Raw genomic sequence first — 24,014 nt, 5'->3', positions numbered from 1 at the left:
CGCAATGGATATCGTCAGTAAACTTACGGACGCTTGGTGGTTATCTGCCCGGGGCTCGGATGCAGATCACGTAAATAAACATAACGCTGCACGCAACGAGGTTGCCTATTTCCGCCGTTCGTTTTCACTGGTCAAACCCGCCACGCTTGTGCTGTCAATCAGCGCCCATAGCCGCTTCCGCTTATGGATCAACGGGCAAGCCGTTCTTTCAGGTCCTTGCAAGGGGGATCGCTGGCGTCATTACTACGAAACGATTAACGTAAGCTCATACCTGACTGCAGGCGACAACGTCCTTGCCGTAAAAGTGGTGGCATACAGCCCGTATGAAGCACAGCCGCCAGGCTGGGGAGGACCCTTCAGCGTAACGTCCAACGCAGCAGGCCCTTGCCTGATCGCCAGCGGACGCTGCGTTGCGGAAGACGGGGAAATATTGGCGGATCTTGCAACAGGTAAGCCTGGGGACGAATGGCTGGTCTGCTTGGATGACGCGGTTTCCTGGGAAGCGTATGGGCCCACCCATTTTATGGGGGGAATGGAGCGGGTCGCTGGCGCGCGGCTGCCTCATCACTGGAACCTTCCGGGGAGTACGGAGAACGGGAAATGGCATATTCCGATCCGAAGATGGAAGGCGGACGGCAGACCTTACGGCATCATTCCGCCGTTTCCGCTGATGGAGCGTCCCATCCCGCTCCTCTATGAGACGAGTCGCCGGTTCAGGAGTGAAGTTGATGTAAAGAAAGGAAACCGTGAGCAGTTTTCGTTCATTGAAGGCGCAGCGGAGCCGCAACCGGCTGTCATCCCCCCGCATTCGAAGCGGAAGGTGGTTCTTGACGCAGGCGAGCTTATGACAGGTTATATCATCCTTCCCTTATCAGGCGGGCAGGGCAGCCGGGTTACACTGTTGTATGCTGAAAGCTTTTCCAAGCACCGGGAAGGCGGCTTCCCGCTAAAGGGCAAGCGGGACGATGCAAAGCGGTATGATCTGATCGGGCAGCAGGACGTATATCTTCCGTCTGGGGAGAGGGAGACTTACGAGCCGTTCTGGTTCCGGACCTTCCGCTTCATGCAAATTGAGGTGGAGACCTGTGACGAGCCATTGGTCATTGACTCCCCGGAGATCCGGGAAACGGGATATCCGTTGAATGTCCAATCATCGGCTGTGTCCTCCACCGCCTGGATTCGTCCATTATGGGACGTAAGCGTCAGAACACTGCAGCGATGCATGCATGAAACCTATGAAGATTGCCCTTATTACGAGCAATTACAGTATGCCATGGATACCCGGCTGCAAATTCTTTTCACCTATGCCGTCAGCGGGGACACCCGCTTAGCCCTGCGGGCGATCGACGATTACCACGCTTCACTTCTGCCGGAGGGGATTCTCCAAGCGCGGTATCCATGCATGGAGTCGCAGGTCATTCCTGCCTTTTCGCTCCATTGGATTTTCATGGTTGAAGATTATTACTGGCAAACCGGTGATCCGTCGGTTGCCGTGCGTTACCGGGCTACGATCGACTCGGTTCTGGACTGGTACGACCGTAAGCTCGGGCCGCAGGGACTCGTACACCGGTTAGGCTACTGGGAATTTATCGATTGGGTCGAAGCATGGGATGAACTGCACGGCGCGCCGACGGCGACACTTACCGGTCCTTCTACGATCCATAATCTCCTGTATGTCTATGCGCTTCAGTCCGCGGCAAGATTAAGCCGACTCGGGAATCGCTTTGAGGTTGCAGACGAATATGAGGCGCGGGCCGGGCATGTGCTCCAGGCTTTGCAGCGGTTATGTTGGTCGGAATCTTCAGGATTGTACCGTGAAGGTCCCGAATGCGAACAGTACAGCCAACACGCCCAAATCTGGGCCGTCCTGACCGGCCTCGCTTCCGGAGAGCAGGGACGGCAGTTAATTCGGCGGATGATGGATCGGGATGATCTGCTGCAGTGCTCATATGCGATGTCTTTTTATTTATTCAGGGCGATAGAGAAGGTAGGACTATACGAAGAGACGGAGCAGATGTGGAAGCCGTGGCGGGACCTGTTGGAACTGAACCTGACCACCTGGCCCGAGGACCCCTTCATGCAGCGCAGTGACTGTCATGGCTGGGGCGCCCTGCCTCTGTATGAATTCACCCGCTGTTTGCTGGGGGTGAAGCCCGGAGCACCCGGCTGGGAAACGATCCGGATCGAACCCCATTGCTTGTCGCTGCAGGATATGCGGGGGCAAGCGATAACCCCAAAAGGAATGGTTCGAGTGAATTGGTTCATCGATGACGGCGCCATTCATATTTCCGGCGAATCGCCGGAAGGTACGCCGCTTCTCGTTGCTATGCCAGATGGCAGCAGCTGCTGTATGCCGCAGGGTGGAGCTTTTCGTCTGTCATGCCCCGCTGCTGGAAATTCTGAAACGAGTTTGGATCGGGAGGGAAATGCATGAACCGCAAACCGGGAAATTGGAAGCTGGGCACCTCGTTCAGCCTGGCCAACCCGATCGATTTGAAACAAGCGGCCGAATCTGGGATCCAGTGCATCGAACTGACGTGGCAGCCGCTGGATATTTTCGATCCGGAAGTCAAAATGAAGTGTGATGAGGTGGTAGCCGCTGCCCGGCGTCTTGGAATCGACGTCTGGTCGTTGCACATTCCTTTCGGCACGGCGTGGGACCCGTCCAGTCTGGATCAGGACACCCTGGAACAAGTCGTCGCCAAAGTCCGGCATCTGTTCCGTTATGCTGCGGACTGGGGGATCGGAACGCTGGTATACCACCCTAGCTGGGAGCCGGTTCCACCGGAAGAAAGAGCGCTCCGTTTAAAAACTTCCAAACAAACGCTCGCTCTGCTTGCTCAAGAAGCGGCCGCTAGCGGGCTTCGTCTGGCGGCGGAGTGCCTCCCGCGCACTTGTCTCGGGCATTCGGCGGATGAAATGGAGTATTTGACCGAAGAGAATCCGGAGCTCGGCGTATGCTGTGACGTCAATCATTTGTTTAAGGAAAAACCGCAGCAGTTCATTGAGAAGCTGGGCGACCGGATTGTGACGACGCATATTTCGGATAATGACGGAACGGACGAAAAGCATTGGATGCCGGGAACAGGTAACCTGGAATGGAATGAAATCCTTAATGCTTTTGCTGCAGCAGGCTACCGGGGACCCATGATGCATGAAGTCAGAAACCCGGATCCGGAGGCCATCACGGTCAATTGGCACCATATCCTTGACGCAAGTTCTAACCCATGAGGAGGTTATAAACATGAGTATTCGAAAATTCAGCATTAGGTCCCGTCTGCTGCTTCTGATGATGACCGCTGTAACGTTCACGATGGTGAATCATCATGCTTCAGCCGATCCCGGTCTGCACAAGGATTATTGGATTGCCGTGACGGATCAGGGTTCGGAGGAAATTCGTGTTTACGATCCCGAGAAGGAAGACTGGAACCAGTCCAACGCACTGAAATGGTCTTGGGCGCCCACGGATAAAAACGGTTTTGGCGGACTGCTGCAAGGCTGGGGGCTGCCATCCGACGTGAAGCTGCGGGAAGGTACAACGGGGGGCAAATTTATGGTCGTGACCGACTCCAGAGGGCTTGCAGCGCTTGTTCCGTATCCTTCCGGCAACAGCAGAGCATGGGGCGTCATCGTAGGCGGCAACCCGCATGCAGCCGAGCTGCTGCCGGACGGCAACGTAGCGGTTGCAGCGAGTGCCGGCGGTTGGGTACGGGTCTATACGGCATCGCAGGGAGCCGATTCTTCAACGTATACCGAATTTTCGCTGCCTGGTGCGCACGGCGTGCTGTGGGATCCGGCTCAAGACGTACTGTGGGCTGTCGGCGACTACGACTTAATTGCCTTGAAAGTGAAAGGAACACCGGAAGCGCCTATTCTGGAAGAGGTTCACAGAAAGCGGCTGCCCACCAATTGGGGCCACGACCTCTTTGCGGTCTATGGAGATACCGACAAGTTGTGGGTGACCTCTAATACGCAGGTGTATCAGTATAGCAAATCCACGGATTCCTGGTCTGAAGATTATCCGGGGGCCGCTGAGATCAATCACCATTGGGTGAAAAGTGTAGGCAACCAGCCTTCCGGGCAAGTTGTGATGACCAACCAGAAGGAAGGAACTAAGTATACTTGGACCACGGATGCGGTTGACTTGTACCAGCCGGCAGATCAGCGTCTCGTTACAGGCGGAGCCTTCTATAAAGCCCGGATTTGGAATTCGGATTATCAATAAAAACGAATTTGCGGGGAGGAGCCAAGAGCTCTTTCCCGCTTTTTACTCTCACCTTTCCTCTTACTGGGTGTTATAGTATGCTTGTCTTATAAGAAAGGAGAGGGAATTCATGGTAAAACAATTGATTATCGGTGATGCAAAGCATGAGTTGGCCATTACGCGCCGCATCCTGGAGCGCCTGCCCGAGGAGCATATGACATGGAAGCCGCATGAGAAATCGATGACGCTTGGCGGACTGACCACGCACCTGATCAACCTGCTGAACTGGCAGGTCGCGATTTTTCTTAGCCCGGAATTGGATTTATCGACCGTGCCGCTTCGGCGGGAAGCTCTGACAAGCCGTCAGGACATCCTGGATGAATTTGATGCAAACGTCGTCAAGCTGGAACAGCTGTTAGACGAATGTGACGAACAAGCACTTGGCGAGGAGTGGACCTTGCGTAACGGCGACCATATCATCCTTCGCCAACCTCGTGCCAACGCTCTCCGTACTTTCGGATTAAGCCATATGATCCATCACCGGGCGCAGCTCGGGGTATATTTGCGGCTTCTCGATATTCCGGTACCAGGCCTCTATGGTCCTTCGGCCGACGAAAATGGCAATTAATATAGAAGACTAAGATTGCAGTCGCAGAGCTTCGGCGTGAATCGCCGTACGCTGCGGCTGTTTTTTTGGCCGAATGTTATGATGTCTTCCTGGCGACAATGTAGTTCGTCTCATGCGAAATTCTTCTTTTATATACGACAAGGTTTGACGTAATTGGGATATATCATGGACATTGAACGTTAGATCAACGATAGGAGAGTGATTCGTCATATGAAACCACTACGTGGAAAAGTTGCTTTGGTCGCTGGAGCAACACGAGGCGCCGGCAGAGGCATTGCTGTCGAATTAGGGGCAGCGGGGGCAACCGTATACGTCACAGGAAGAACGACGCGCCAACAACGATCCGAATACAACCGTCCTGAAACGATTGAGGAAACGGCAGAACTGGTAACTGCTGCGGGAGGACAAGGAATAGCCGTTCAAGTCGATCATCTCCAGCCTGAACAGGTCCAGGCCCTTATCGCCCGTATTGAAAAAGAACAGGGAAGATTGGATGTTCTGGTCAATGACGTATGGGGCGCTGAAAATTTGGCAGACTGGAATGTGCCTGTATGGGACCACTCCCTTGAACGTGGATTTCGTATGCTTCGCCTTGGCATCGACACGCATTTGATTACAAGCCATTTTGCACTGCCGTTGTTGATCAGAAATAAGAACGGACTGGTGGTCGAAATGACGGATGGTACCGCTGAGTACAATTATAAAAATTACCGCATATCGATGTTCTATGATTTAGTCAAGAACTCAGTCATTCGTATGGCACAATCACTTGCGCATGAACTCGCACCCTATCAGTGTTCCGCGGTGGCCATGACGCCGGGTTGGATGCGTTCTGAAATCATGCTGGATCATTTCGGTGTGAAGGAAGAAAACTGGCGTGATGCTGCCGAAAAGGAACCCCATTTCATCATATCGGAATCTCCGCGTTATGTAGGCCGTGCGGTTGCAGCATTAGCTGGCGATCCGGAAGCTGCCCGGTGGAATGGGAAGTCCTTGTCAAGCGGTCAGCTCGCAAAAGTCTATGGTTTCACGGACCTCGACGGTTCGCAGCCAGACTGCTGGCGGTACCTTGTAGAAGTTCAGGAGGCAGGCAAACCAGCAGATGCCTCTGGATATCGTTAGTCGCTGCTAGTTTGATGTCAAGAAAAGCACACTTTAAGAGCCGCATAAACTGCGGCTTTTTGTGCGTTTAACAATATGAGGAATCTCGGATATGCGACATACATCTTGACTCTTCTCGGCAATCATGTCATGCTGCACAACATCGTTATTAGGTGGTGTGAACTTGACATCTCCCTCAAGCCCGTACTAATGTTGTTTCAAGAGGTGGAATACATGAGCAAGAAGCAGGACATAATGGCGGCCACGCTGGATTTGATCCATGAAGAGGGGCTGCAGTCGGTAACCTTTTCCAAAATATTTAAGAAAGCCAACGTAGGTTCCGGCACGGTATATAACTATTTTGCCAATAAAGAAGAGTTGGTGAATGCGGTTTACAAAGAAGCGCGGACACATATGGGGGAGTACCTCCTTCGCGGTTATAACCCGGATGCCAGTCTGTATGAACGATTTAAATGCTTGCAGCTGAACAGGTTGAAGTTCGGTATCGATTCACCCAAAGAGTTTCTGTTTATCGACAGCTTTTCCTTCTCCCCGTATATTTCGCCGGAGCTGCGGAACATGGGCGATGCCCTCCATTCGAGTGACGTGGTCATTTCTTTGATCGTTGAGGGTCAGAAGCAGGGAATCATGAAAGAGATGGACCCCCATTTATGCCATCAGCTCATCCATGGGATCATTTCTTCCATCGTGAAAGGGTACTATATTCAGAAATATCCATTAGACGAGGTCCAGGTTCAGCAAGTGCTGGAAGCCTCATGGAAAGCTATACTCGTGTAGAAACAGCCTTTTTGGACGCTGCGGTCCTTAAAAGGCTGTTTTTATGTTGTCTTGACTCCTCCGATTCATGAATTTCTTATCAAATATAACTTCAGCTGCCCTCATCTGTTATCCACATCGGCTCTTTTTGGGGACTTTACCGTGTCGTTTCCGGCGAACACAAAGTGCTGAGAATCGGAATGTATATTCCAATCTGGGCAATATCAGTACTTTGAAACCAAAACACTTGATTGGAATTGATATTCCATATTTCTTATTTTCCTTATCTACTATGTGGATTGTAATACAATAAAACAGGGGAATGATCCAGCCTTCCACACTTTAAGAACTTACCGTTCATCATGTTTACAGAACAATTTCAGTGATCTAACCTTCGGATTGTAAATAGAGTCAAACTTGTTCGAATGGAATGTATATTCCAAAAACTCTTGACTTACGAAAATGTCTGAGTTATATTTGCTTTGGAACAAACATTCCAAAGCTATGTTGAGGAGGCATTTTTGATATGAGTAAAGTTTGGCTGATTACAGGCAGTTCCCGGGGATTTGGACGCAGTCTTGCGGAAGCGGTACTGGCAAAAGGAGATCAGTTGGTGGCAACAGCCCGCAATACAGAACAAATCGCCGATCTTGCAGCACGATATGGCAGCCAAGTCCACATCGCTCAGCTGGATGTAACCCGGTTCGAGCAGGCTGAGGCTGCCGTGCAAGCCGCCTTCGAAACGTTTGGGCGTTTGGATGTACTTGTGAATAATGCGGGATACGGCAATATCTCTTCGATTGAACAAACTCCGATGGATGACTTCCGGGCTCAATTGGAAACGAACCTGTGGGGTGTTATTAACGTAACGAAAGCAGCGCTGCCGCACCTGAGAGAGCAGGGTCACGGACATATTGTCCAGTTCTCCTCGATCGGCGGCCGCATCGGCGCGCCCGGTCTAGGACCATACCAAACGGCAAAATGGGCGGTAGAGGGCTTCTCTGAGGTGCTTTCCAAAGAAGTTGGCCCCCTTGGTGTAAAGGTTACGCTGATCGAACCGGGCGGTTTTCGTACCGATTGGGCAGGTTCATCAATGAAGCATATCGAGCCTATCGACGATTATAAGGAGACGGTCGGTAACCATTTGAAGCATGCCCGGGAGACTACCGGCAGGGAGAACGGTGATCCGGATAAAGCTGCGCAAGCGATCATTTCTATTGTTAATGAAGATAACCCGCCGCTCCGCTTACTGCTCGGAAGCGATGCCGTTGCGATTGCGAACGCGGTAGATAAGGGCAAATTGGAAGAAACTAAGCGTTGGGAGAAACTTAGCCTGTCCACGGACTACCGGGCAAAAGAATTGGATCCGGAGGTTTCGCGCATGATTCAAGCGCTTCCGGAGTCATGATATAAGCGAATCCACTTATAACAACAGGGAGTTGACATCTTGACTCAAATATCATGGAATAACCAGGTTCTGACACTGATCAATGTATTTACCGTTGATCCGGCAAATCAGGAACGGCTGATCAAACTGCTGACCGACGCAACGAATGTTTCCGTCCGACACGCCCCAGGATTTATAACATGTATTCTCCATCGAGGTACGGATGGAACGAAGGTTACGATGTATTCCCAATGGAGAAGCGCAGAGGATTATCAAGCCATGCGAAATGACCCTAGGCCGCTTCCGTATCTGCAAGAAGCTTTGAAAATAGCGAAGTTTGAGCCGGGGATGTACGACATTGTCACGACATTTGAAGCAGCCGGCGAATAAAAGACGATAAAAAAGATACCGTGCACATCGCGGTATCTTTTTTCTGATCCATCAACAACGTCCTTCACTTGGATGCTGTATCCATATACTCAATAAACCTCTTGGCAGCTGGCGATAAATAGCGGTCTTTTCGCCACTTCAGTCCGACTTCCCAATCCCAGCCTTCCTCCTGAATAGGGATCCATACCAGACCGTCTAACATAAGCCCTAATGTTTGCGGCAGCACCGACACGCCCAGACCCGCTTTAATAAAACCGGCCACGGTAATCAAATCTTCGGCGTCATAAGTGGAGGCCAGTTCAAAATTTGTATGCTGAAAACGGGAGGTGATGGTCGCCTTAAGGCCGCAATTTTTCTTGAGTCCCACAAAAGGCTCACCGGATAATTCAAACAAGCTTAGGCTGGAGCGGCTTGCAAAGGGGTGATCTGCGGAAACAACGATAAACAGCGGTAATTTGCGGATCACAATCCACTCATGATTGTCCAGCGTCGTTTCCCTCGAAGTGATCATCATGTCCGCCGTACCCTTATCCAAATACTCATCGATATCCCCGTGATCTCCTTGGTACAGTTCAAAACGGACCTGGGGATATTGAACCTGGTAATCCCGAACCATAGAAGGGACCAAATCCACGCCCAAAATATTCAAATAGGAGATGTGAATCACACCCGTTTCGGGATTGGACCACTCCTCAATTTCCTGTATGCCGTTTTGGATGTTGTTCAAGGCCGTCTCAACCCATCTGCCGAACATTTTTCCATAGCGATTTAATTCGACATTCCGGCCGTTTCGCTCGAAAAGGGGAACTCCCAGTTCGGTCTCCAGCTTGGCAATCGCGTGGCTTAAGGCTGGTTGAGTAATATTCAATGCCTTCGAAGCCATCGTCATATGCTGCAGCCGGGCAACGGTTAAAAAGTATTCGAGTTGTGTCAGCTCCATCTTGGCACCCGCTTATATAAATTTTATTCATAAATTTAATGAAAACTATAAATTAGACGCTGAGGTCCGTCAAGCTTACAATAAGGTTGTTCTCAGGGGACGTTCACTGTACCAAGCGGCGTTCTTGATTTCTAACCAACCCAATCATTTATGCTCAGGAGGAAACAACATGGCTGTAACTTATGCAAATCCAATGACGGAATATCAAGGCAAAAAAGTGCTGGTAACCGGCGGTACAAAAGGGATGGGGGAAGCTATCGCAAAAAGATTTGCATCGGCTGGTGCTGAGGTAATGACAACAGCGCGTTCTGTGTCGGCGGACCTTGCTGATCCGGAACGGTTCGTGGAAGCTGATATATCCTCAATGGAAGGAACGGCAAAGGTCGTCGAAGCCGTTAAAGAGCGGTTCGGCACGATCGATATCGTCGTCAATAACGTCGGGGGGAGCAGCACACCTCCGGGTGGTTTTCTTGCGGCAAGTGACGAACATTGGCTCGAAGCACTAAACTTGAATCTTTTGGCTGCTGTACGCTTGGATCGGGGACTGCTCCCGTTGATGCTCGAAAAAAGGAAGGGAGTCATCATCCATATCTCATCCATCCAGCGGGTATTGCCCCTGGTTGAATCTACAATTCCTTATGCAGCTGCAAAGGCGGCACTAAGCAACTACAGCAAAAGCCTTTCAAAAGAATTCTCTCCACAAGGCATTCGTGTAAACCGCGTTGCTCCCGGCTTTATTCAAACGACTGCAGCAGACGCGATGATGGAGAATATCGCACAGGTAACAGGCAGCTTCGAAAGCGCACTCCAATCGGTCATGGATGCATTGGGAGGAATTCCCGTTGGACGACCTGGATTACCGGAAGAGGTTGGCGAACTTGTCGCTTTTCTGGCGTCAGAACGTGCCGCCTCAATTACGGGCGCTGAATATGTCATTGATGGAGGAACGGTCCCTACCGTCTAATTAGAAGGAATCAACGAAGCAATCAGAAATGAAGCTGCTCCTCTGTATAAAATCGGGTATTTTTTATCCATATTAAGACAGCCTGATATATTCCAAACGTATAGAGGAGCAGATAACAGTGAAAAACAAACGGCTTAAGGCTTTACTTATAACCTTGACGCTTATTTTCAGCGTGATTCAGATCGCAGCACCTGCACAAGCCATGGGGGATGGGAAGAAGAATCCGGTTTGTATCAGCCCTAAAATGGTGCAGCTGAAAACCGATATGCAGAAAGCTTGGATCGACCATACCATCTGGACGAGAAGTTATATTGTCAGCGCCATATCGAACCGTCCGGATCAGCAGGACGTATTGGACCGGCTCCTGCGGAACCAGCAGGACATCGGAAATGTGATCAAACCCTATTACGGGGAAGCTGCCGGTAATAAGCTGGCTGAGATTCTAAGAGAACATATTCTCATTGCAGGAAAAATTGTCGCCGCCGCCAAAGCGGGTAACCAGGCGGATGTGCAAAAGCTAGAAGCGGATTGGCATCGTAACGCCGACGATATCGCCAAATTTTTAAGCGCTGCGAATCCGAATTGGTCGTTTAAAGAGCTGCAGGATATGCTGTACACGCACCTTCAGCTGATCACGGAAATCGTCCTTGACTGCCTCAAGGGAGACTGGAAAGCGGATATCGCGGCAACCGACAAAAACGAGATCCATATGATTCATTTGGCGGACATCCTGACAGAAGGCATTGTTAAACAGTTTCCCGAGAAATTTTAAACAACCTAAACAGGCGATGCAAATCAATTTAGCTTTTCATATCCTCCGTTCGGGAGGGTGTGGGAAGCTTTTTTTTTCTGCCGTGGATGTTTTCACATTTCGTTTGCTTTTGGTATGACTGGAATCACAAGGCAGGCTTCGAAGATTCCTTATACTGGGGCTGTAAATGAGTTCTGCATCACGATATGGGAATGAATCCACAATAGGAGGTCCTTTCAATGAGTCAATTAACGCTTCAAACGCACGTTGCCGACATCGTCACAGCCGTACCGCAGTCAGCCGATCTGTTCCGCGCATTGCGCATCGATTTTTGCTGCGGAGGCAAAATCCCTCTGGATGAAGCAGCGACCAAACGGAAGCTCGATTCCAGCGCGGTTCTGGATCAAATCCGGACACTGGAGACGAAAATGGCGGAGTATCAGGACAGCCGGCCTGGAGATCTGGCGGAACCGGAGCTGATCGAATACATTCAGAACAAGCATCACGCTTTTTTGCGCGAAGAACTTCCCGCGTTAACGCCTTATGTGACAAAGCTGGCCCGCGTCCATGGAGAACGTCATCCGGAGCTGCTGCGGGTGCAGAAATTATTCGCGGATTTGAAAAGTGAACTGCAGGAGCATACGGAGGACGAAGATCACAACGTATTTCCGCAGATCCTGAAATCTATGGCGAATCCGAATCCGCAGCATTTGGAGGAACTTCGGCCGCTGCTGTCCGGGCTGGAGGAGGAGCATGAGCAGGCCGGAAATCTGCTGAAGGAGCTGCGGGAAGTGACCGGCGATTTCGCCCTCCCGGCAGATGCCTGCGGCACGTATCGGCTTGTCTACCAGCGGCTTGGACTGCTGGAAAAGGACACCTTCGAGCACATCCACTTGGAAAATAACGTGCTGTTCGAGCGGATTCGCGAGCGGTGCAGCTGATCCGGATAACGGTGGTTTAGAAGCCCCTTTCTTCACAAGGTGAAGAGGGGCTTTTTTTGTGGGGGGGAAGATCTTTAAGGTTTTCGCTTTCGTAACTGTATCTCCAAACAGGGAATGGATTCGGGGTGGAAAGTTTACGTGCCGCCTTTGAATCCGTGTTCCTACATCCCTATCAAATCTAGGGAACGCGGATTTAGGCAGCGGCTGGAACCCGGAATCCATCCCCACACCATGGACAAGTGTAGAAGGTACCTCCCGAGTTTTAAAATAGCCTTTGTACTCCACAAAAGGCAAGCTCCAGCTCCCTTCCCCAACCAAGGGATTTCTCGCCCCGATATAGGAGTTTCCCTGATACCAAACGCAGCAGCAGGCTCTCATAATTAAGTCATACGAATGGACGACACATTGATTCCCCGATCATGGTCATTCACGTAAAGGAGTTGAACCGTCCTATGAAACGGAAGAAGGGACTGAAGTTCTTCAAACGATTGGAAAGCTATTCGGACAACTGGTCCGTACTTGAAGAGAAAAGCCGGGACTGGGAGGACATGTACCGCAAGCGCTGGTCCCATGACAAAGTCGTGCGCACGACGCACGGCGTGAACTGTACAGGCTCCTGCAGCTGGAAGGTGTTTGTAAAAAACGGCATCATCACCTGGGAAAATCAGCAGATCGATTATCCGTCCTGCGGACCCGATATGCCGGAATTCGAGCCGCGCGGCTGTCCGCGCGGAGCCTCGTTCTCCTGGTACGAATACAGCCCACTCCGCGTGAAATATCCGTATATGCGCGGCAAGCTGTGGCACATGTGGAATGAAGCGCTGAACCAGCATGGCGACCCGGTCGCAGCCTGGGCCAGCATCGTGGAAGATCCCGAAAAAGCAAGAACCTACAAAAAAGCGCGCGGCAAAGGTGGTCATGTACGCGTCTCCTGGGCGGATGCGACCAAGCTGATCTCCGCGCAGCTGATCTATACGATCCGCAAATACGGACCGGACCGCATTGCCGGCTTCACCCCGATTCCGGCCATGTCGATGATCAGCTACGCATCGGGAGCGAGATTCATTTCTCTGCTCGGAGGCGAAATGCTGAGCTTTTACGACTGGTATGCCGACCTGCCGCCGGCTTCCCCGCAAATTTGGGGCGAGCAAACCGACGTGCCGGAATCCAGCGATTGGTACAATGCCGGATACTTGATCATGTGGGGCTCGAACGTGCCTTTAACGCGGACGCCGGACGCCCACTTTATGACGGAAGTGCGCTACAAAGGCACGAAGGTCGTATCGGTAGCGCCGGATTATGCGGAGAACGTCAAGTTCGCCGATAACTGGCTTGCCCCGAATCCGGGAACGGATGCGGCGGTCGCTCAGGCGATGACGCATGTCATTTTGAAAGAGTTTTATCAAGATCGTCAGGAACCGATGTTCCTGAATTACGCCAAGCAGTATACAGACATGCCGTTCCTTCTTCTGCTGGATGAGCATGAGGGCAGATATAAGGCCGGTCGCTTCCTGCGCGCAAGCGATCTGGGTGATACGACCCCGCATGCGGAGTGGAAGCCGGTGATTTACGACGAAAACAAAAATGAAATCACGGTTCCGAACGGCACGATGGGGCAGCGCTGGGAGCCAGGCAAGAAGTGGAACCTGATGCTGGAACGCGAGGACGGATCGGTCATTTCGCCGGCGCTTTCCGTGGAATCCCTGGGAGCAGAGCGGCAGACGATTTGCTTCCCGTTCTTCGACAATAACGCCAACGGCACGTTCGAACGCCAAATCCCGGCGAAGAAGATTCAGCTCGCCGACGGGACCGAACGCCTCGTGGCGACGGTATACGACCTGATGCTAAGCCAATACGGTATTGTCTCAACCGACAGCGAGTCACAGGAGGGCGGATACGACGATGCGGATTCCTTCTACACCCCGGCCTGGCAGGAAAAGATTACCGGCGTGAAGGCTTCAATCGTCGTGCAGATTGCCAGGGAATTCGCGCAAAACGCGCTGGATACCGGCGGCCGTTCCATGATCATCATGGGCGCGGGCATCAACCACTGGTTCAACAGCGACACGATCTACCGCTCGATTCTGAACCTGGTCATTTTGACGGCTTCCCAAGGCGTGAACGGCGGCGGCTGGGCACATTACGTCGGCCAGGAAAAATGCCGCCCGATCGAGGGTTGGTCCACAATCGCCTTCGCCAAAGACTGGCAGGGGCCGCCGCGGCAGCAAAATGCGACGTCGTTCTTTTATTTTGCGACCGACCAGTGGAAGTACGAAGAAATGGGTGCCGATTCCCTGAAATCGCCTACGGGCGGGGACATCCGTTACCAGCATCCGGCGGATTATAACGTCCTTGCCGCGAGACTCGGCTGGCTGCCGTCCTATCCGCAGTTCAACAAGAACAGCCTGGCCTTCGCGGAGGAAGCGGCCAGCCGTGGGAAGACGACCAACGAGGAGATCGTGAAGCATGCGTTAACGCAAATCGTCTCTGGAGATACCAAGTTCGCCGCCGAAGATCCCGATGCGCCGGAAAACTTCCCGAGTTCGCTGTTCGTATGGCGCTCGAACCTCATTTCCAGCTCCGCCAAAGGGCAGGAGTATTTCATGAAGCATTTGCTTGGCGCTTCGGACAGCCTGCTCTCGACGCCGAACGAAGACGAGAAGCCGGAAGAAATGGTGTGGCGCGAAAACGTGGAAGGTAAACTGGATCTGCTGGTCGCGCTCGACTTCCGGATGACCTCGACGCCGATGTATGCCGACGTGGTGCTGCCGGCAGCGACCTGGTACGAGAAAACCGACTTGTCCTCCACCGACATGCATCCATTCGTCCATCCGTTCAATCCGGCGGTGGATCCACTGTGGGAATCGCGCTCGGACTGGGACATTTACCGGACGGTTGCACAAACCTTCTCGGAGATGGCCAAAACGCATCTTCCCGGCGTATATAAGGACCTCGTGGCCAGCCCGCTGGCGCATGATTCGATCAGCGAAATCGCCCAGCCATACGGCAAGGTGCTCGATTGGCGCAAAGGCGAGATCGAAGCGGTTCCGGGTAAAACGATGCCGAACCTGACCGTTGTCGAACGCGACTATACGAAAATTTACGATAAATTCGTGACGCTCGGCCCGAGCCTGGCGGCAGGCAAAATCGGGGCGCACGGCGTCAGCTTCTCGGTGGCCGAGGAGTACGAAGAGCTGAAGCGCATGAACGGAAGCTATGACGACGACACGATCAAAAACGGCCTGCCAAAGCTGCATACCGCCAGAAATGCGGCGGACGCCATTCTTCATATCTCTTCGGCGACGAACGGCAAAGTATCACAGCGAGCCTGGGAGTCGGCGGAGAATGACACCGGCGTAAGCTTGAAAGACATCTCCGCGGACCGCGCGGCGGAGCGCATCACGTTCCAGAGCATCACGGCCCAGCCGCGGGAAGTCATCCCGACGCCGGTGTTCAGCGGCTCGAACAAAATGGGGAGAAGGTATTCGCCGTTCACGACGAACATCGAGCGGCATGTGCCCTTCCGGACGCTGACGGGCAGACAGCATTTCTATATCGATCACGAAATTTTCCTGCAATTCGGCGAAGCGCTGCCGGTCTATAAGCCGACGCTGCCGCCGATGGTATTCGGTCCGCGCGACAAGCAGATTACCGGCGGTAAAGACACACTCGTGCTCCGCTATCTGACGCCGCACGGCAAATGGAACATCCACAGCACATACCAGGATAACCTGCACATGCTGACGCTGTTCCGCGGCGGGCCGACGGTATGGATCAACAATGACGATGCGGCGGCAAACGACATCCAGGACAACGATTGGCTGGAAGTCTACAACCGCAACGGCGTCGTCACCGCCCGTGCCGTCGTCAGCCACCGGATGCCGAAAGGCACGATGTATATGTATCATGCGCAGGATAAGCACATCAACGTGCCAGGCTCGGAAATCACGAAGGACCGCGGCGGCAGTCACAACGCACCGACGCGAATTCACGTGAAGCCGACCCAGATGGTCGGAGGCTACGCCCAGCTCAGCTATGGATTCAATTACTACGGACCGATCGGCAATCAGCGGGATGTGTACGTGGCTGTCCGCAAAATGAAAGAGGTGGATTGGCTTGAAGATTAAAGCGCAAGTCGCCATGGTCATGAATTTGGATAAATGCATCGGCTGCCATACGTGCAGCGTCACCTGCAAGAGCACCTGGACGAACCGCCCGGGCGCGGAATATATGTGGTTCAACAATGTGGAAACGAAGCCGGGCGTCGGCTACCCGGTACGCTGGGAGGACCAGGAGAAATACAAGGGAGGCTGGACGCTGAAAAAGGGTAAGCTGCAGCTGAAATCCGGCAGCAAGCTGTCCAAAATCGCGCTCGGCAAAATTTTCTACAATCCCGATATGCCGGAAATGAAGGATTACTACGAGCCATGGACCTATAACTACGAGCATCTGACCAACTCCGGTGAGAAGAAGCATCAGCCTGTGGCCCGCCCGAAATCGGCGGTGACCGGCGAAACGATGAACCTGGAATGGGGCCCGAACTGGGAGGATGATCTGGCAGGCGCCCATGTAACGGGTCCGAAGGATCCGAATATCGAAAAGATCGAGGAAGAGATCAAGTTCAACTTCGAGCAGACGTTCATGATGTATTTGCCCCGCTTGTGCGAGCACTGCCTGAACCCCAGCTGTGTGGCGTCCTGCCCCTCGGGCGCAATGTACAAGCGGGACGAGGACGGCATCGTGCTCGTGGACCAGGAAGCTTGCCGCGGCTGGCGCTACTGCATGACCGGCTGCCCATACAAGAAGGTGTACTTTAACTGGAAAACGAACAAGGCCGAGAAGTGCACCTTCTGTTTTCCAAGAATCGAAGCAGGGCTGCCGACGGTATGCTCGGAGACCTGCACCGGCCGCATCCGGTATTTGGGTGTGATGCTGTATGACGCCGACCGCGTGCAGGAAGCGGCCTCGATGCCGGATGAAAAGGATCTGTACCAGGCGCAATGCAGCCTGTTCCTTGATCCGCATGATCCGGCGGTGATCGAGCAGGCGCGCAAAGACGGACTGTCCGAGGAATGGATCGAGGCAGCCCAAAACTCGCCGGTCTATAAACTCGCCATCGAATACAAGCTGGCCTTCCCGCTTCATCCGGAGTACCGGACGCTGCCGATGGTATGGTACGTGCCGCCGCTCAGCCCGATCATGAACTACTTTGAAGGCAGGGATTCGATCGAAAATCCGGACATGATCTTCCCGGCGATCGAGGAGATGCGCACGCCGATTCAGTACCTCGCCAACCTGCTGACGGCAGGGGATACGACAACGGTGAAGGATGCTCTGCAGAAGATGGCAATGATGCGCTCCTACATGCGGGCCCAGTCGTCCGGTGCCGAATTTGACGAAGCGCGGCTGGCGCGGGTCGGCCTGACGGCAGGTCAAATGAAGCAGATGTACCGGCTGCTGGCCATTGCCAAATACGATGACCGGTTTGTTGTACCGACATCGCACAAAGAAAGCCATATGGATGTGTACCGCTCCCAAGGCCTCGAAGGCTTCAGCATGGGCTGCAGCGGCTGCGGACCGGCAAGCCCGCAGGGCAAAACCGGCAAGGAACTGTACGAAGAAAATTTCTATGGGGGGATCTGGCGTGATTAATCTCGAAAAGCTGCAGAACGATCAAACCGTATTCGGATTTTTCGCCCAGATGCTGACTTACCCGGAGAAGCTGGATTTCCACCCGTCTGTGCTGGCGGAGTCGCTGGACTCCAAACATCCGGCCTATCCTTCGGTCCGTACATTCTGGGACCTGATGCATGAATACAGCATGGAGCAGATCGAGGAGATGTACGTTCAGACGTTCGATTTTCAGAAAAAAACGACTTTGTACATGACCTTCCATAAATTTGAGGACAGCCGGGACAGGGGGCAAATGCTGGCCAAGCTCAAGGAGACGTATCAGCTGTACGGCCTCGATATCGCCGGCTCCGAGCTGTCCGATTACCTGCCCCTCATGTGCGAATTCGTCTATGCGGCCAACTGGCAGGGGCATGAAAAGCAAGCGGCAGAGAGCCTGGATCTCATGCTGGCGGTCATGAAGGACGGCACCTACCATCTGCTGAAGGCGCTGGAGAAGTCCGGCAGTCCGTACGCTCATCTGATCCGCGGCCTGCGCGAAACATTTAAAGCATGTATCCAGCAGGAAACGGAGGCGCATGAGCATGATTAACCAGTTTCTATGGGTCATATTCCCCTATGTGTGCCTCGCGGTGTTTGTCGTCGGACATATTTACCGGTACCGTACCGACCAGTTCAACTGGACGGCCAAGTCCAGTGAGTTTATCGAGAAAAAGCAGCTGAGGCTGGGCAGCCTGATGTTCCATCTGGGCATCATCCCCGTGATCGGAGGCCATGTCGCCGGCCTGGTCATTCCCCAATCGTGGATGGAAGCGGCGGGAGTCAGCGACCATATGTACCATATCGGCGCGGTATATATCGGCAGCGCCTTTGGCCTGCTGACCTTGAGCGGCATGATTCTGCTGACCTCGCGCCGGTTCACGATCCGTCATGTCCGCCGGCTCAGCTCCGCGTCGGACATGATCGTCAATGTGCTGCTGCTGTTCATCGTGTTCATGGGCATGTACAGCACGCTGGTGACGAACGCTGTTCAGCCGGAGTTCAACTACCGGGAGAGCATTTCTGTCTGGTTCCGGGATTTGTTTATGCTGCGTCCGGATGCGGCGCTGATGATGAATGTGCCGCTGTCGTTCAAGATTCACATTCTGGCCGGATTCGGGATTTTCGCGCTGTGGCCTTTTACCCGGCTCGTGCACGTATGGAGCGTTCCGTTGAATTATGTAGGCAGAAGATATATCCTTTATAGGAAGCACCGCAATTATGAATCGTAGACCAAAGAAGGCGAACAGCCTTCTTTTCTACATCAAGGGGAGCTATGGCCATGAAGAATCAGCCGAACTATCAATACCAAGCGGAAATCGAAAAGCTCCGGGACCGGTTTCAATTCGATTTCGTGTCCCTGGCTCTGGTTCAGCCGGCTGAGGACCGATTCGTATTGACCTGGCAATATGCCTCCGGCAACATGAACGATCGCTATAAGCGGATTATCCTGCATTCAGGGAAAGGCATTGCGGGCATCGTGTTCAAAACCGGCAAGCCGATGCTGATCCAAAATGTGAACACCGATATCGAATCCCGGGATTTGTTTAATTATCCGATCATCGTGGCGGAGCAGCTGAAGAGCCTCGGGGCCATCCCGCTGTGGGAAGCAGCGCGGGTTCAAGGCGTCTTGCTGGTGGGCTACCGTGCAGAGAACCGCCTGACCCAAGCAGCCTTCGACCAGTTCCAGGAGGGACTTGGCAGGGAATTTGGCGCTTTTCATGCGGGGGAGGTGGGACAGCCTTGATTCGGATGACAGATGAACATTTAAATGATCTGCTGAAGAAGATGTATGCGAACAGCATGGAGGCGATCTTTTTTATCGATGAAAAAGGTAGCGTCGTCGCCATGAACCCGGCCGCGGAGAACATTCTGGATATCGATGTGATCGAACGGATGCAGTCCGGCGTCGACGATTCCTTCTGCCAGGCCTGCAAGGGCTACACGGATGAAAAAGACCAGATTTCGTGCTCCAAATGCTATTTGGACTATCCGAAAGGGGATTTTTCCTCGTTCCAGGTCTATCTCCAAACCCGGGGCGAAGGCGTCGTCCCTTATGCAGCCAGCTATCATACCATTGACGAGGAGCGGGGAATCCGCGTGCTCATGCTGTTGGACCTGACTAAACAGCAGAAGACGCAGGAAATGCTCCAGCGCTCGAATCTGCTGAAATACGTCATTAAAGCGCAGGAGGACGAGCGAAAGCGGATTTCCCGGGAACTGCATGACAGTGTCGCCCAGGAGCTGCTCAGCTCGCTTGTGGACCTGCGCGTGGTCAAATATATGGAGGTTGGCGAAGATGTACTGAAGAAGCTGCAGCAGACCGAAGTGTCGCTGACGCGGCTTCTGGACGACATCCGCCATTTGTCCGTGGAGCTGCGGCCGGCCTCGCTCGATGACCTGGGACTGGAAGCGGCATTCCGCTCGCATTTCAAATGGATCGAGAAAAACTACGGCCTGCTCGTCGATTTCTCGGCGGAGCTGTCCGCAGCCCGATACAGCAGCGAGATCGAGACCGTGGTCTACCGCGTATGCCAGGAAGCCGTCCTGAACGCGCTGAAATACGCCGGTACCGACGAGGTGCATGTCCGGCTATGCGAAGAGGACGGGGTCCTGCAGCTGACCGTCAAGGATGACGGAACCGGATTCAATATGAATGAGAATGAAGCCAAGGGCACCGGCCTCGGCTTATACGGGATGCGTGAGCGCGCCGAGCTTGTCGGCGGCCAGTTCATGCTGTATTCGGCCATCGGTGGAGGGACGAAGGTGGAGCTGCGCATTCCGTGTTCAGAGGATAACGAGAGGGAGAGGGAGACCGATACACGATGAAAATTGTCATAGCGGATGATCATGCGGTGGTCCGGAGCGGCTTTTCCATGATTCTGAACTACCAGGAGGATATGGAAGTCGTCGCGACGGCCGCTGACGGAATGGAGGCTTACGCCATGGTGGCCAAGCACCAACCGGACGTGCTGCTGATGGACCTCAGCATGCCTCCGGGCGAGAGCGGTCTGATTGCCACGGGCAAGATCAGCAATGATTTTCCGAATACGAAAATACTGATCCTCACCATGTATGATGACGACGACTATTTGTTCCATGTGCTGAAAAACGGCGCCTCCGGCTACGTGCTCAAAAACGCGCCGGATGAAGAGCTGGTCTCGGCCATCCGGATGGTGCACAAGGGAGGAACCTACATCCATCCGCAAATGGCCACGTCACTGGTTCGGGAGTATATTAAAAAGGACAGCGAGAGCGCGGACAACGATCCGTTTAACAGCCTCTCCCCACGGGAAATCGAGATTTTGCCGCTCATCGCCAAAGGCTACGGCAACAAAGAGATTGCGGAGAAGCTGTATGTCTCCGTCAAAACGGTGGAGGCCCATAAGGCCAAAATTATGGAGAAGCTGAACCTGAAAAGCCGGCCGGAGCTGGTGGAGTATGCACTAAAGAAAAAACTGCTGGATTTCTAGCATTTTTAAGGATACCGGGTGTTCCAGCCACAGAATATAGGGAAGTTCCCCTGACGAATTCAGGGAACTTCCCTATTATCTTTGTGAATATCGTCACGTACAATAAGGCATGGGGATCAATGAAGTCAGCCATTTATCATGTTCAGAAAAGGTGGTTGAAATGATCAAAAAAGCGCAGCTGCCGCTGCAGACGATGAATTTGGTGCTTGGATTTATGGTATGGGTCATCATTTCCGCATTGCTGCCGTTCATTCGGGAGGACATATCCATCCCGGCCGACCGGCTGGCGATCCTGACCGCGATCCCGGTGGTGCTTGGCTCGGTGCTCCGTTTGCCGCTGGGATACTACGCCAACGTCCTGGGTGCACGGATCGTGTTTATCGCAAGCTTTATTCTACTGCTGTTCCCGGTTTATTTTATCAGCACGGCCACATCCTTTACGCATCTTGTGATCGGCGGCCTGTTCTTGGGTATCGGAGGAGCCGTCTTCTCGGTCGGTGTCACCTCGCTCCCTAAATATTATTCGAAAGAAAAGCTGGGCTTGGTCAATGGAATTTATGGAATGGGCAATGTCGGTACAGCCATTACCACCTTTGCCGCACCTGTCATTGCTACGCAAATCGGGTGGGAGCGTACCGTCCAGCTGTATTTAATTCTGCTGCTCGCGTTTGCGGTGCTGAACGTATTCCTGGGTGACCGCAAAGAAACGAAGGTCAAAACGCCGCTCATGGAGCAGATCAAAGGCGTCTATAAAAACGATAAGCTGTGGTATTTTTCATTGTTCTATTTCATTACCTTCGGTTCGTTCGTTGCGTTTACGGTATACCTTCCCAACTTCCTGGTTACGAATTTTGAGCTGGCGAAGGTGGATGCGGGGATGCGCACGGCCGGTTTCATCGTGGTGGCGACCTTCCTGCGACCGGTGGGCGGGTGGCTGGCGGACCGTTTTAAGCCGCTGTTCCTGCTAATGGGTGTATTCGTCGGGCTTACGATTGCAGCCATCATCTTGGCGTTCTCTCCGTCGATCGGCCTCTATACCGTGGGTTGCTTAACCATCGCGGTAGGCGCCGGACTTGGCAACGGGATCATTTTTAAACTGGTGCCTCTGTATTTCAACAAGCAGGCGGGGATCGTGAACGGGATCGTGTCGATGATGGGCGGCCTTGGCGGCTTCTTCCCGCCGCTGATGCTTTCCTTCATTCATTCGGTGACCGGGCAGTATTCCATCGGGTTCATGGCGCTATCCCAGGTAGCGCTCGCCAGCCTTGTCATCGTTGTCTGGATGTTTTATCAAGATAAACTGGCCGTTTCCTCGGAGGTGTTCAATTCCACAGGGCAAGGCATTCTCGTGACGGACCTGAGCGGAAAGATCCATGCCGTGAACCCGGCATTCACGAAGCTGACGGGCTACACGGAGGAGGAAGTGATCGGCAAAAATCCGAGCATCCTGAAGTCCGGCCGTCAATCCGGTGATTTCTACAGCACCATGTGGGCGGAAATCAAGGAGCGGGGAAGCTGGCAGGGGGAGATCTGGAACCGTCGAAAAAATGGCGAGGAGTATTTAGAGTTATTAATCATTAATGCAGTTAAAGATGATGCCGGAGACGTTATCCAATATGTCGGAACGTTCAGCGATATTACGAACAAGCCTACAAACGACCGCTATGGAGGCGGAAGCTCAAAGCTGAAAAGCAGTCCGCAGCTGCAAGGATAAAGCGGGCTGAAGCATGTACGGCTATACGAAGGAGGAAGGAAACATGGCGGCGAACCCCCATTTGGATCAGCTGGCTAGACCGATGCGCGACCTGCGGATTTCCGTGACGGACCGATGCAATTTCCGCTGCACATACTGCATGCCGAAGGAGATCTTCGGGGATGATTATGCCTTCATGCCCAAGGAGCAGCTGCTGTCATTTGAGGAAATTACACGGGCAGCTAAGTTATACGCTTTGCTTGGCGTCCGAAAGATTCGCCTGACCGGCGGTGAGCCCCTGCTGCGCCGTGGACTTACCGAGCTCATTCGTATGCTTGCTGCTATTCCGGGGATTGATGATATCGGGCTGACGACGAACGGCCTACTGCTTGGGGGGCAGGCAGAGAGCCTCTATCATGCCGGGCTTCGCCGGGTGAATGTAAGCCTGGATGCGCTCGATCCGGAACGCTTCGGCCTTATCAACGGAAGGGGCATTCAGCCGTCTGTCATTATCGCCAACATGGAACGCGCGCGCAGTATTGGAATCGAGGTTAGAGTAAATATGGTCGTGCAGATAGGCCTCAACGATCAGGAGATCGTCCCAATGGCGGCTTTTTTCAAAAAACTCGGCATCACGCTCTGCTTCATCGAATTTATGGACGTGGGAAACGACAACGGCTGGCGTATGCAGCAGGTCATGACGAAGCGGGACATCTTCGAACGCCTGGGTGGCGATGCCGAGCTGACGCCGGTCTCTCCGCGTTATCCCGGGGAAGTGTCCAAACGGTACCGCTACAGAGACGGGGAGAGCGAGGTTTGCTTTATCTCGTCCGTATCGGAGGCATTCTGCTCTTCCTGCACACGGGTCCGTTTGTCTTCGGACGGTAAAATGTATTCCTGTCTGTTTGCCTCCAAAGGGTTCGATCTCCGAAGCCTGCTGCGATCCGGCGCATCGGATGAACAGCTGCTTGCGGCCATCCGCGGCGTGTGGGAGAAGCGGGAAGACCGGTATTCGGAAGAGCGAACGGAACAAACGGCGATGAGCCGGAAAAAGATTGGTATGTCCTATATCGGCGGCTGAGCGGCCTGAACCCA

The 24,014-nt window shown here is 53.2% G+C and carries 21 protein-coding genes; 20 read left to right on the top strand and 1 reads right to left on the bottom strand.

Features of this window, described 5'->3' with window-relative positions:
• Window positions 1-4: 4 nt before the first annotated feature.
• The 8 genes from KI379_RS15310 to KI379_RS15275 all read left to right on the top strand — a co-directional run bounded on the left by KI379_RS15310 (window position 5) and on the right by KI379_RS15275 (window position 8,487).
• Window positions 5-2,434, top strand: a complete 2,430-nt coding sequence (locus tag KI379_RS15310; RefSeq protein ID WP_212984097.1) for a family 78 glycoside hydrolase catalytic domain — start codon at window positions 5-7, stop codon at window positions 2,432-2,434.
• On the top strand, window positions 2,431-3,231 hold the full coding sequence (locus KI379_RS15305; protein ID WP_212968100.1) for a sugar phosphate isomerase/epimerase family protein: 801 nt from the start codon (window positions 2,431-2,433) through the stop codon (window positions 3,229-3,231). The genes KI379_RS15310 and KI379_RS15305 overlap by 4 nt, the downstream gene beginning before the upstream one ends.
• A gap of 13 nt (window positions 3,232-3,244) precedes the next feature.
• Window positions 3,245-4,225: a DUF6528 family protein gene (locus KI379_RS15300; protein ID WP_212984096.1), complete on the top strand. Its 981-nt coding sequence runs from the start codon at window positions 3,245-3,247 to the stop codon at window positions 4,223-4,225.
• 109 nt (window positions 4,226-4,334) lie between these two features.
• Window positions 4,335-4,832, top strand: a complete 498-nt coding sequence (locus KI379_RS15295; RefSeq protein ID WP_076164524.1) for a DinB family protein — start codon at window positions 4,335-4,337, stop codon at window positions 4,830-4,832.
• Window positions 4,833-5,042: 210 nt separating this feature from the next.
• Window positions 5,043-5,954, top strand: coding sequence for an SDR family oxidoreductase (locus KI379_RS15290; RefSeq protein ID WP_212984095.1), 912 nt, complete (start codon window positions 5,043-5,045; stop codon window positions 5,952-5,954).
• 213 nt (window positions 5,955-6,167) lie between these two features.
• Window positions 6,168-6,731, top strand: a complete 564-nt coding sequence (locus KI379_RS15285) for a TetR/AcrR family transcriptional regulator (protein WP_076169224.1) — start codon at window positions 6,168-6,170, stop codon at window positions 6,729-6,731.
• A 505-nt stretch (window positions 6,732-7,236) separates the two neighbouring features.
• On the top strand, window positions 7,237-8,118 hold the full coding sequence (locus tag KI379_RS15280) for an oxidoreductase (protein WP_212984094.1): 882 nt from the start codon (window positions 7,237-7,239) through the stop codon (window positions 8,116-8,118).
• A 39-nt stretch (window positions 8,119-8,157) separates the two neighbouring features.
• Entirely contained in the window at window positions 8,158-8,487 is a 330-nt protein-coding gene (locus tag KI379_RS15275) for a putative quinol monooxygenase (RefSeq protein ID WP_212984093.1), read from the top strand.
• Window positions 8,488-8,551: 64 nt separating this feature from the next.
• On the opposite strand, the gene KI379_RS15270 is transcribed toward KI379_RS15275, so the two are convergent.
• Complete coding sequence (locus KI379_RS15270; protein WP_212984092.1) at window positions 8,552-9,427, bottom strand: LysR family transcriptional regulator; 876 nt, start codon at window positions 9,425-9,427, stop codon at window positions 8,552-8,554.
• A gap of 169 nt (window positions 9,428-9,596) precedes the next feature.
• Here KI379_RS15270 and KI379_RS15265 point away from each other — a divergent pair, with 169 nt between their 5' ends.
• The 12 genes from KI379_RS15265 to moaA all read left to right on the top strand — a co-directional run bounded on the left by KI379_RS15265 (window position 9,597) and on the right by moaA (window position 24,000).
• Window positions 9,597-10,391 (top strand): SDR family oxidoreductase, encoded by a 795-nt coding sequence (locus KI379_RS15265; RefSeq protein WP_212984091.1) that lies wholly within the window; start codon window positions 9,597-9,599, stop codon window positions 10,389-10,391.
• Window positions 10,392-10,509: 118 nt separating this feature from the next.
• Complete coding sequence (locus KI379_RS15260) at window positions 10,510-11,163, top strand: glycosyltransferase (RefSeq protein ID WP_212984090.1); 654 nt, start codon at window positions 10,510-10,512, stop codon at window positions 11,161-11,163.
• A gap of 218 nt (window positions 11,164-11,381) precedes the next feature.
• Complete coding sequence (gene ric, locus KI379_RS15255) at window positions 11,382-12,083, top strand: iron-sulfur cluster repair di-iron protein (RefSeq protein WP_212984089.1); 702 nt, start codon at window positions 11,382-11,384, stop codon at window positions 12,081-12,083.
• 452 nt (window positions 12,084-12,535) lie between these two features.
• Complete coding sequence (locus tag KI379_RS15250) at window positions 12,536-16,210, top strand: nitrate reductase subunit alpha (RefSeq protein ID WP_212984088.1); 3,675 nt, start codon at window positions 12,536-12,538, stop codon at window positions 16,208-16,210.
• Window positions 16,200-17,735: a nitrate reductase subunit beta gene (narH, locus tag KI379_RS15245; protein ID WP_076164539.1), complete on the top strand. Its 1,536-nt coding sequence runs from the start codon at window positions 16,200-16,202 to the stop codon at window positions 17,733-17,735. The genes KI379_RS15250 and narH overlap by 11 nt, the downstream gene beginning before the upstream one ends.
• Complete coding sequence (gene narJ, locus KI379_RS15240; protein WP_212984087.1) at window positions 17,728-18,306, top strand: nitrate reductase molybdenum cofactor assembly chaperone; 579 nt, start codon at window positions 17,728-17,730, stop codon at window positions 18,304-18,306. Before narH ends, narJ begins: the two co-directional genes overlap by 8 nt.
• On the top strand, window positions 18,293-18,985 hold the full coding sequence (gene narI, locus KI379_RS15235; RefSeq protein ID WP_212984086.1) for a respiratory nitrate reductase subunit gamma: 693 nt from the start codon (window positions 18,293-18,295) through the stop codon (window positions 18,983-18,985). Before narJ ends, narI begins: the two co-directional genes overlap by 14 nt.
• Window positions 18,986-19,035: 50 nt before the next feature.
• Window positions 19,036-19,500 (top strand): GAF domain-containing protein, encoded by a 465-nt coding sequence (locus tag KI379_RS15230; protein ID WP_089547690.1) that lies wholly within the window; start codon window positions 19,036-19,038, stop codon window positions 19,498-19,500.
• On the top strand, window positions 19,497-20,582 hold the full coding sequence (locus KI379_RS15225) for a sensor histidine kinase (protein ID WP_212984085.1): 1,086 nt from the start codon (window positions 19,497-19,499) through the stop codon (window positions 20,580-20,582). The genes KI379_RS15230 and KI379_RS15225 overlap by 4 nt, the downstream gene beginning before the upstream one ends.
• Window positions 20,579-21,226: a response regulator transcription factor gene (locus KI379_RS15220; protein ID WP_076164548.1), complete on the top strand. Its 648-nt coding sequence runs from the start codon at window positions 20,579-20,581 to the stop codon at window positions 21,224-21,226. Before KI379_RS15225 ends, KI379_RS15220 begins: the two co-directional genes overlap by 4 nt.
• A gap of 160 nt (window positions 21,227-21,386) precedes the next feature.
• Entirely contained in the window at window positions 21,387-22,940 is a 1,554-nt protein-coding gene (locus KI379_RS15215; RefSeq protein WP_076164550.1) for a nitrate/nitrite transporter, read from the top strand.
• 43 nt (window positions 22,941-22,983) lie between these two features.
• Window positions 22,984-24,000 carry a GTP 3',8-cyclase MoaA gene (moaA, locus tag KI379_RS15210; protein ID WP_212984084.1) on the top strand — a complete coding sequence of 339 codons (1,017 nt, stop codon included), beginning with the start codon at window positions 22,984-22,986 and terminating at the stop codon, window positions 23,998-24,000.
• Window positions 24,001-24,014 lie beyond the last annotated feature (14 nt).

Source organism: Paenibacillus cineris (assembly GCF_018333335.1).
Classification (GTDB): Bacteria; Bacillota; Bacilli; order Paenibacillales; family Paenibacillaceae; genus Paenibacillus_AQ; species Paenibacillus_AQ favisporus.
Note: the sequence above shows the minus strand (reverse complement) of the source record. Positions and strands in the feature narration are given on the sequence as shown.

Bases quoted from the DNA above. Each gene is read 5' to 3' on its own strand.
- KI379_RS15300 (WP_212984096.1), top strand. From the start codon at position 3,245: ATGAGTATTCGAAAATTCAGCATTAGGTCCCGTCTGCTGCTTCTGATG.
- KI379_RS15290 (WP_212984095.1), top strand. From the start codon at position 5,043: ATGAAACCACTACGTGGAAAAGTTGCTTTGGTCGCTGGAGCAACACGA.
- KI379_RS15230 (WP_089547690.1), top strand. From the start codon at position 19,036: ATGAAGAATCAGCCGAACTATCAATACCAAGCGGAAATCGAAAAGCTC.
- moaA (WP_212984084.1), top strand. From the start codon at position 22,984: ATGGCGGCGAACCCCCATTTGGATCAGCTGGCTAGACCGATGCGCGAC.
- KI379_RS15215 (WP_076164550.1), top strand. From the start codon at position 21,387: ATGATCAAAAAAGCGCAGCTGCCGCTGCAGACGATGAATTTGGTGCTT.
- KI379_RS15295 (WP_076164524.1), top strand. From the start codon at position 4,335: ATGGTAAAACAATTGATTATCGGTGATGCAAAGCATGAGTTGGCCATT.
- KI379_RS15270 (WP_212984092.1), bottom strand. From the start codon at position 9,427: ATGGAGCTGACACAACTCGAATACTTTTTAACCGTTGCCCGGCTGCAG.
- KI379_RS15305 (WP_212968100.1), top strand. From the start codon at position 2,431: ATGAACCGCAAACCGGGAAATTGGAAGCTGGGCACCTCGTTCAGCCTG.
- narI (WP_212984086.1), top strand. From the start codon at position 18,293: ATGAGCATGATTAACCAGTTTCTATGGGTCATATTCCCCTATGTGTGC.
- KI379_RS15310 (WP_212984097.1), top strand. From the start codon at position 5: ATGGATATCGTCAGTAAACTTACGGACGCTTGGTGGTTATCTGCCCGG.
- KI379_RS15250 (WP_212984088.1), top strand. From the start codon at position 12,536: ATGAAACGGAAGAAGGGACTGAAGTTCTTCAAACGATTGGAAAGCTAT.
- ric (WP_212984089.1), top strand. From the start codon at position 11,382: ATGAGTCAATTAACGCTTCAAACGCACGTTGCCGACATCGTCACAGCC.
- KI379_RS15220 (WP_076164548.1), top strand. From the start codon at position 20,579: ATGAAAATTGTCATAGCGGATGATCATGCGGTGGTCCGGAGCGGCTTT.
- KI379_RS15285 (WP_076169224.1), top strand. From the start codon at position 6,168: ATGAGCAAGAAGCAGGACATAATGGCGGCCACGCTGGATTTGATCCAT.
- KI379_RS15280 (WP_212984094.1), top strand. From the start codon at position 7,237: ATGAGTAAAGTTTGGCTGATTACAGGCAGTTCCCGGGGATTTGGACGC.
- KI379_RS15265 (WP_212984091.1), top strand. From the start codon at position 9,597: ATGGCTGTAACTTATGCAAATCCAATGACGGAATATCAAGGCAAAAAA.